Raw genomic sequence first — 6,235 nt, forward strand, 5'->3', positions numbered from 1 at the left:
GCGCCTCGCGGGGCCGCGCGGGGCCCGGCGGGGCGCGCTCCGGCCCCGCCGGGGCGGGGCCGGTCCCCGGTCACCACTCGTCCGGCACCGGCCGCCGGTCGCCCTTGCGGTCGCGCCGGGTGAGGAGCCGCTGGGCGCGGGACAGGCCGCCGGGAAGGCGTCCGTGCAGGGCCGCGCGGGCCGCGTTGGCGCCGGGGGCGCCGTGCACGCCGCCGCCCGGGTGGGCGGCGGCGGACGCCAGGTAGAGGCGCCGCACCGCGGTCTCCGGGCGGCCGGTGCCGGGGACCGGGCGGAAGATCAGCTGCTGGTGCATGGCGGTGGTGCCACCGTTGATCGCGCCGCCGTGCAGGTTGGCGTCCATCGCCTCCATGGCCGGCGGCGTGAGCAGGCGGCGTGCGCGGATCCGGTCGCGGAAGCCCGGGGCGAAGCGCTCCACCTGGCGTTCCACCCGGTCGGCCATCCGCTCCGCCTCCCCGGCGTCCCAGGTCCCGGTGATCCCCTCGTCCCCGGCGTCACCGCGCACCGTGTGCGGCACGTGGGTGTAGGCCCACGCGGACTCGGTGCCGGCCGGGGAACGCGTCGGGTCCGCCGTCGTCATCTGGCCGAGCACGCAGAACGGCCGGTCCGGGACGCGGCCCATGGCGAGCTGGGCGGCGAACCGGGTCAGCTCGTCCACGCCGTCCGCGAGGTGCACCGTTCCGGCCTTCCCCGCCTCGGGGGACGTCCAGGGGACGGGGCCGTCCAGCGCCCAGTCGACCTTGAAGGTGGCGAAGTCCCACTGGAACCGCTCGAGGTCCCGCAGGACCTGGTCCGGCAGGTGTTCCGGGCCGACGAGTTCGCCGTAGAGCGCCGGCAGGGAGACGTCGGCGAGCACCGCGCGGCGCGCGTCGAAGGTCTCCCCGCCCGCGGTGCGCACCGCGACCGCCGTGCCCTGCCGCACCACGATCTCCGCGGCGCGCCGTCCGCAGAGCACCGTGCCGCCGCGTTCCTCCAGCCGGGCCACCAGCGCGGTGATCAGCGCGCCCGCTCCGCCCTCGGGCACCGGGAAGCCGTAGCTCTGGCCGAGCATGGACATCAGCCATCCGAAGCCGCCGCTGCCCGCGGCCTCCGGGGCCAGGTCGGCGTGGAGCGCGTTGCCGGCCAGCAGCAGCCTGCCGCCCTCCTCGCGGAACTCCTCCTCCCCCAGCCTGCGCACCGGCAGCACCAGGCTGCGCGCCAGCCGCAGACCGCCGGTGCCGCGCAGCCTCAGCGCCAGCCGGACGCCCGCCTTCACCGGCGGGAACGGGGTGAACAGGGCGTCCAGCAGGTCCGGCCGCAGCCGCTCCCACACGTCGTGCAGGTCGCGCCAGGCCTCGCCGTCGCCCTCCGCGAAGCCCTCCAGGGAGGCGACGGTCTGCCCCAGGGTGCGGCCCAGCACGGCGCACCGCCCGTCGCCCAGCGGGTGCGCGACCACCCGCGGCGCGTGCCGCCACCGCAGCCCGTACCGCTCCAGGCGCAGCCCCTCCACGATCGGCGAGGCGGCGGCGAGCGGGTAGAAGGCGCTGAACAGGTCGTGCACGAACTCCGGGTCGACGCCCCGGTCGTGCCGTACCGCACCGCCCGGTTCGGGCTGCTCCTCCAGGACGACGACGCTCCAGCCGGCGTCCGCCAGCAGGTTGGCCGCGACCAGCCCGTTGGGGCCGGCTCCGATCACCACGGCGTCGGACATCACGCCTCCTCAGGCTCCGGCGGGCTCGGCCCGGCCCCGGTCGGACGGTCCGGGACGCCCGCCGGCGGGACGGTACGCCTCCTCGCAGACCTGCTCCAGCCGGCGCAGCATCTCCCGGTGCCGCAACTGGATCAGCGCCTCCACGCCCACGTTGTGGATCTTCCCGCCGGCGCCCTGCAGCGGGTGCTCGTCGACGACGACCAGGGTGTCGTCGCCCCAGGAGCGGAGTTCCAGCGCTATCCGCGCGGTGCCCAACGGCCCGGCCTTGGCCTCCAGTTCCAGCTCGCGGCCCGGAAGGCAGCGGCGCACCACGGTCTCGTTCTGCAGCTTCAGCGGGCCGATCCGCACCTCGTACTCGAGCGCCGCCCCCACCTCCGGCCAATCGCCCCGCACCGGCCGGGAGCGGGTGGTGCCGACCACCCAGTCCGCGTAGCGCTCGCCGTCCGAGAGGATGCCCCACACCTGCTCGGGGGTCGCCTTGATCAACCGGTGCCGTTTGGCCATGCCGTCTCCCGCGTCCTGGGCCCCTGGTGCCGGCGGGCCCCTGGTGCCGATGGTCGCGGGTCGGGTGCCCCGTCGCACGGGGGGCGAACCCGTGGAGTGCCCCGCCGCCACGCGAGCCCGCGCGCTCCCCGGCGGTCGCGGGCCGGCGTGCCGGCGGGCGGGAGACGCGTCCGGGGCGCCGGGCGCGGGAGGCGCTTCCGGGGCTCCGGGTGCCGGCCGCGTCGCGGGGTCAGCCGCCGGGGGCCGCCGAACGGGCGGCGTGGTCGGCCGCCCCGCCCGCTCCCAGCGGGCCGGTGTGCGTCAGCGGGCCGGTCCTCTCCAGCCGGGGCAGCTCGTGCCGGGACACCGCGGTGACCACGGCGGGCATGGCGGCGCGGACCGCCTGGACGGCGCGCAGCCAGGCGGGGATGTAGACGGTGGTGCGCCGGTGCTCCACCGCGTCCGCCAGCCGCCCGGCGACGGTGGTGACCGGATAGATCCGCCGGGCGGGCGGCGGCATGTGACCGCGCAGTTCCCGCAGCACGGGATACCTGTCGGCGTCGCGGATCATGTCCGTGTCGGTCCAGTTGAGGTACCCGATGCCGACGCCGACCCCCTGGTACGCCATCTCGGCGCGCAGCGAGTGCGCGAAGGCCTCGACGCCCGCCTTCGACGCGCAGTAGGCGCTCATCATGGGCGCGGATCCGAACGAGGCCAGCGAGGCGACCTGGAGGAAGTACCCCCGGGTGCGGAGCAGGTCGGGCAGGAAGACCCGCGCGGTGACGGCGCTTCCGGTCAGGTTCACGTCGATCACGCGCCGCCACAGCGCGGGGTCCGAGCTCACGAACGGCCCGCCCTCGGCGATCCCGGCGTTCGCCGCCACGGCGGACACCGGCCCGAGCCGTTCGCGCACCTCACGGGCGGCCTCCGCCATCCCGTCGTCGTCGGTGACGTCGGCCTCGACGGCCAGTGCGGGCGTCGGCAGTTCCGCCGCCACCCGCTCCAGCCGTTCCCTTCCGTGTCCCAGCAGCGCCACGTGCGCCCCGCGGCCCGCGAGGTCGCGCGCCAGCGCGGCCCCCACTCCGCGCGCGGCCCCGGTCACCACCGCGACCCTGCCTTCGAGCGGCCGGCGTCCTGTGCGCCGCGCGGACTCTCCCACTGGCCTCGCCTCCCACTGGTCCCACTGGCCTCGCCTCAGCCGCCCGGGTCCCCACGAGCGCGCGGGCTACTCGCCCGGCAGGTCCTGCGCCTGCGTGCGGGCGGGGGCGGCGGGACCCGTCGCCCTGCGGCCGCGGCGAACGGCGCCCGCGGGGCGGACGCGGCGTCCGCCCCGCCGTCCGCACGCCGGGGAAGCGGTCCCGGACACGGTTCGCGGGCCCCGTGCGCCGGGCCCCGTGCGCCGGGCCCCGAGGCGGGGCGGTGACGATTCGGTGCTCCCCGAGGCGGGGCGGTGACGGTTCGGTGCTCCCCGAACCGTCCCTGCGGCATCATGACGTCATGTCCCCGCCCCCGCCCCCGCCCGCCTCCCCGCTCGCCGAGACCGCCGCCCTGTTCGCCGACCGCACGCGGGCCGCCTTCTGCCAGGCCCTGCTCGACGGCCGGGCCTGGACCGCGGGCGAACTGGCGCGGCACGCGGGGGTGCGGCCCTCCACCGCGAGCGAGCAGCTGTCCCGTCTCGTGGCGGGCGGTGTGCTGGCCGAGGAACGGCAGGGACGGCACCGCTACGTCCGCCTGTCCGGTCCGGAGGCCGCCGCCCTGGTCGAGTCCCTCGCGTCGTGGGGCTCGGGCACCCCTCCCCCGCCCCCGCGCACCCTGCGCGAGTCGACGCGACTGGGCGCCGAGGCGCGGGCCCGCACCTGCTACGACCACCTGGCGGGGGCGCTGGGGGTGACCCTGGCGGACGCCATGACCGCCCGGGGGCTGGTCACCGCCGGCCCGGACCTCGCCGTCACCCCGGCGGGCCGGGCCTGGCTGGCCGACGCCCTCGGGTTCGAACAGCCGCCGGGGGCCCGGCGCCCCCTGGTGCGCGGGTGCCTCGACTGGACCGAACGCCGCCTCCACCTCGCCGGATCCCTGGGCGCGGCGCTGTGCGCGACCTCGCTGGAGCGGCGATGGGTGCGGCGGGTCGGCAGCGGGCGCGCGGTGGCGGTGACGCCCGCGGGCGCCGAGGCGTTCCGCACCCGGCTGGGGGTCGACGTCCAGGTGTGACCCCGGCCGGCGGCGCGGCCCCGCCGGCTCCCCGGTCTCAGCCGGGGAATCCCGCGGGTGCGGTCCGTGCCGCTCCGCGGGCCGCGGGCCCGTCGGGGACCGGCGGCGGGCCGAGGGGGGCGACGGGACCCGGCCCCACGGGGAAGGGGTCGTGACGGATGCGGTGGTCCGGGACGCCGGCCCGGCGCAGCAGGGCGGCGGTGGTGGCGACCAGTCCGGCGGGGCCGCTCAGGTAGGCGGTGCAATCGCTCAGGTCCGCGTGCCGCAGGAGCGCGGCGGGCAGGGGGTCCGGTCCGTCGGCGTCGGTGACGCGGGTGACCCGCAGCCAGGGGGCCCGCGCCTCGAGCCGGGTGAGGGCGGCGTCGTCGTAGAACCCGGCCGCGCTGCGGGCGCCGACGAACAGGTGGACGGTGCGGCCCAGGGGGCGGCGGCGGACGAGTTCCTCCAGCAGCGCCCTGGCCGTGGCCCAGCCGGTGCCGCCGGCCACGATCAGCACGTCGCGGTCGAGGTCGTCGTCCAGGACGGTGTCGCCGTCGGGGCGGCCCAGGTGCAGTTCGTCGCCCGGCGCGGTGCGGGTCACCAGCGCCTCGCTCACCCCGCCGGCCGCCACGCACCGCACGTGCAGTTCGAGGTCGCCGGCCGGGGCGCAGGCGAGTGTGTAGGACCGCCAGGTGTGCGGCAGCAGCGGGCTCTGCACGGGCACGTACTGCCCGGCCCGGTGGTGGAAGGGCTCGCAGGGGTGCAGCCGCAGGACCGCCAGGTCGGGTGCGCGCAGTTCGTGCCGCACGACCGTGGCCCGCCACCGGCCGGGTTCGCGGGCCGTCCCGGCGGCGCCGTCGATCATCGCTCCGGTGACGAACCGGTGCATGCGCACCCAGGCCCGTTCCGTCTCCCGCTCCCACGCCTCCCCCGCCGTCGCCCGGAGGGCCTCGACCAGGGATTCCTCGAACACGTGGTAGTGGGCGGGCAGCACGCCCAGCCGTCGGTGGCCGCTTCCCAGCCGGGTGCAGAAGCCGGCCAGTTCCGCGGGGCGGTCGAGGTGCTCGATGGCGAACCGGAAGGCGTGCTCCAGGTGGGCGCGCTGGAAATCCATCGACTCCGGGAACAGCTGCCGCAGGTAGGGGTGGCGGGTGAACATCGCGTGGTAGAGCCGGTCGATCAGCGTCGCCAGCGGCGCCACCGCGGGCAGGTCCCGCACGATCAGCGCCTGGTCGGCCGCGCCGTCGTACGCGTGGGGGTCCGGGCCCGCGTGGCCGGCGTGCGGTCCGGTCACCGGCTGCGCCGGGGACAGCAGTTGCTGCCGCAACCTCATGGCTTCCTGGCGGGCCAGCAGGGCGTGGTAGTCCTTCACCGCCGCCCCGCCTCTCCGGACCGGACGGCCGACGGAAATGCCTGTTCGTCGCCGTGCACCTCGTCCTCGCGGATCGACGACGACACGATGGGCGGACGCATGTACTCACTTCCCTGCATGTGCGCGTGACTTCCCTCGCGCAATACGATCATGACCGGGAGAGGAGGACGGCCGTCCGGTGGTCCCCTTGCCACCCGCCACAGGTCCCGGTGTGCGGGGGCCGAAGGTCCCGGCCCGGGCCGAAGCGCCGCGAGGAGGGCTCGGGCCGTCCCGGCGGGCGGGGTCACCCGTCCTCGGCCACGGGGTCCGCGACGGGCGCGCGGGGCGGAGACCCCGGGATCCACGACGAGCCGCGCCGGCTCGGCCTCGTCCCGCCGGTTCCCGCCGCCCGGTACCGGGCACCGCGGAGGCCGGGACCGCGTGCGGTGCCGCCGGCGGGCCGGCCGCTTTCCCCGCGGCGCCCGCGGGGCCGGCACCGCGGCGGG

At 77.7% G+C, this 6,235-nt stretch carries 5 protein-coding genes; 1 reads left to right on the plus strand and 4 read right to left on the minus strand.

Annotated features, from left to right (window positions below):
* Positions 1 to 70 precede the first annotated feature (70 nt).
* The 3 genes from A2U95_RS30195 to A2U95_RS30205 all read right to left on the minus strand — a co-directional run bounded on the left by A2U95_RS30195 (position 71) and on the right by A2U95_RS30205 (position 3,350).
* On the minus strand, positions 71 to 1,708 hold the full coding sequence (locus tag A2U95_RS30195) for a phytoene desaturase family protein (RefSeq protein ID WP_166028916.1): 1,638 nt from the start codon (positions 1,706 to 1,708) through the stop codon (positions 71 to 73).
* A 9-nt stretch (positions 1,709 to 1,717) separates the two neighbouring features.
* Positions 1,718 to 2,212, minus strand: a complete 495-nt coding sequence (locus tag A2U95_RS30200) for an SRPBCC family protein (protein WP_166028918.1) — start codon at positions 2,210 to 2,212, stop codon at positions 1,718 to 1,720.
* A gap of 229 nt (positions 2,213 to 2,441) precedes the next feature.
* Positions 2,442 to 3,350 (minus strand): SDR family oxidoreductase, encoded by a 909-nt coding sequence (locus A2U95_RS30205; protein WP_166028920.1) that lies wholly within the window; start codon positions 3,348 to 3,350, stop codon positions 2,442 to 2,444.
* Positions 3,351 to 3,688: 338 nt separating this feature from the next.
* On the opposite strand from A2U95_RS30205, the gene A2U95_RS30210 reads away from it, so the two are divergent.
* Positions 3,689 to 4,399 carry an ArsR/SmtB family transcription factor gene (locus tag A2U95_RS30210; RefSeq protein WP_166028922.1) on the plus strand — a complete coding sequence of 237 codons (711 nt, stop codon included), beginning with the start codon at positions 3,689 to 3,691 and terminating at the stop codon, positions 4,397 to 4,399.
* Between the two features lie 37 nt (positions 4,400 to 4,436).
* Here A2U95_RS30210 and A2U95_RS30215 read toward each other — a convergent pair whose 3' ends face one another.
* Positions 4,437 to 5,750 carry a globin domain-containing protein gene (locus A2U95_RS30215; RefSeq protein ID WP_240958420.1) on the minus strand — a complete coding sequence of 438 codons (1,314 nt, stop codon included), beginning with the start codon at positions 5,748 to 5,750 and terminating at the stop codon, positions 4,437 to 4,439.
* Between the last annotated feature and the right edge of the window lie 485 nt (positions 5,751 to 6,235).

Source organism: Streptomyces chilikensis (genome assembly GCF_001642695.1).
Classification (GTDB): domain Bacteria; phylum Actinomycetota; class Actinomycetes; order Streptomycetales; family Streptomycetaceae; genus Streptomyces; species Streptomyces chilikensis.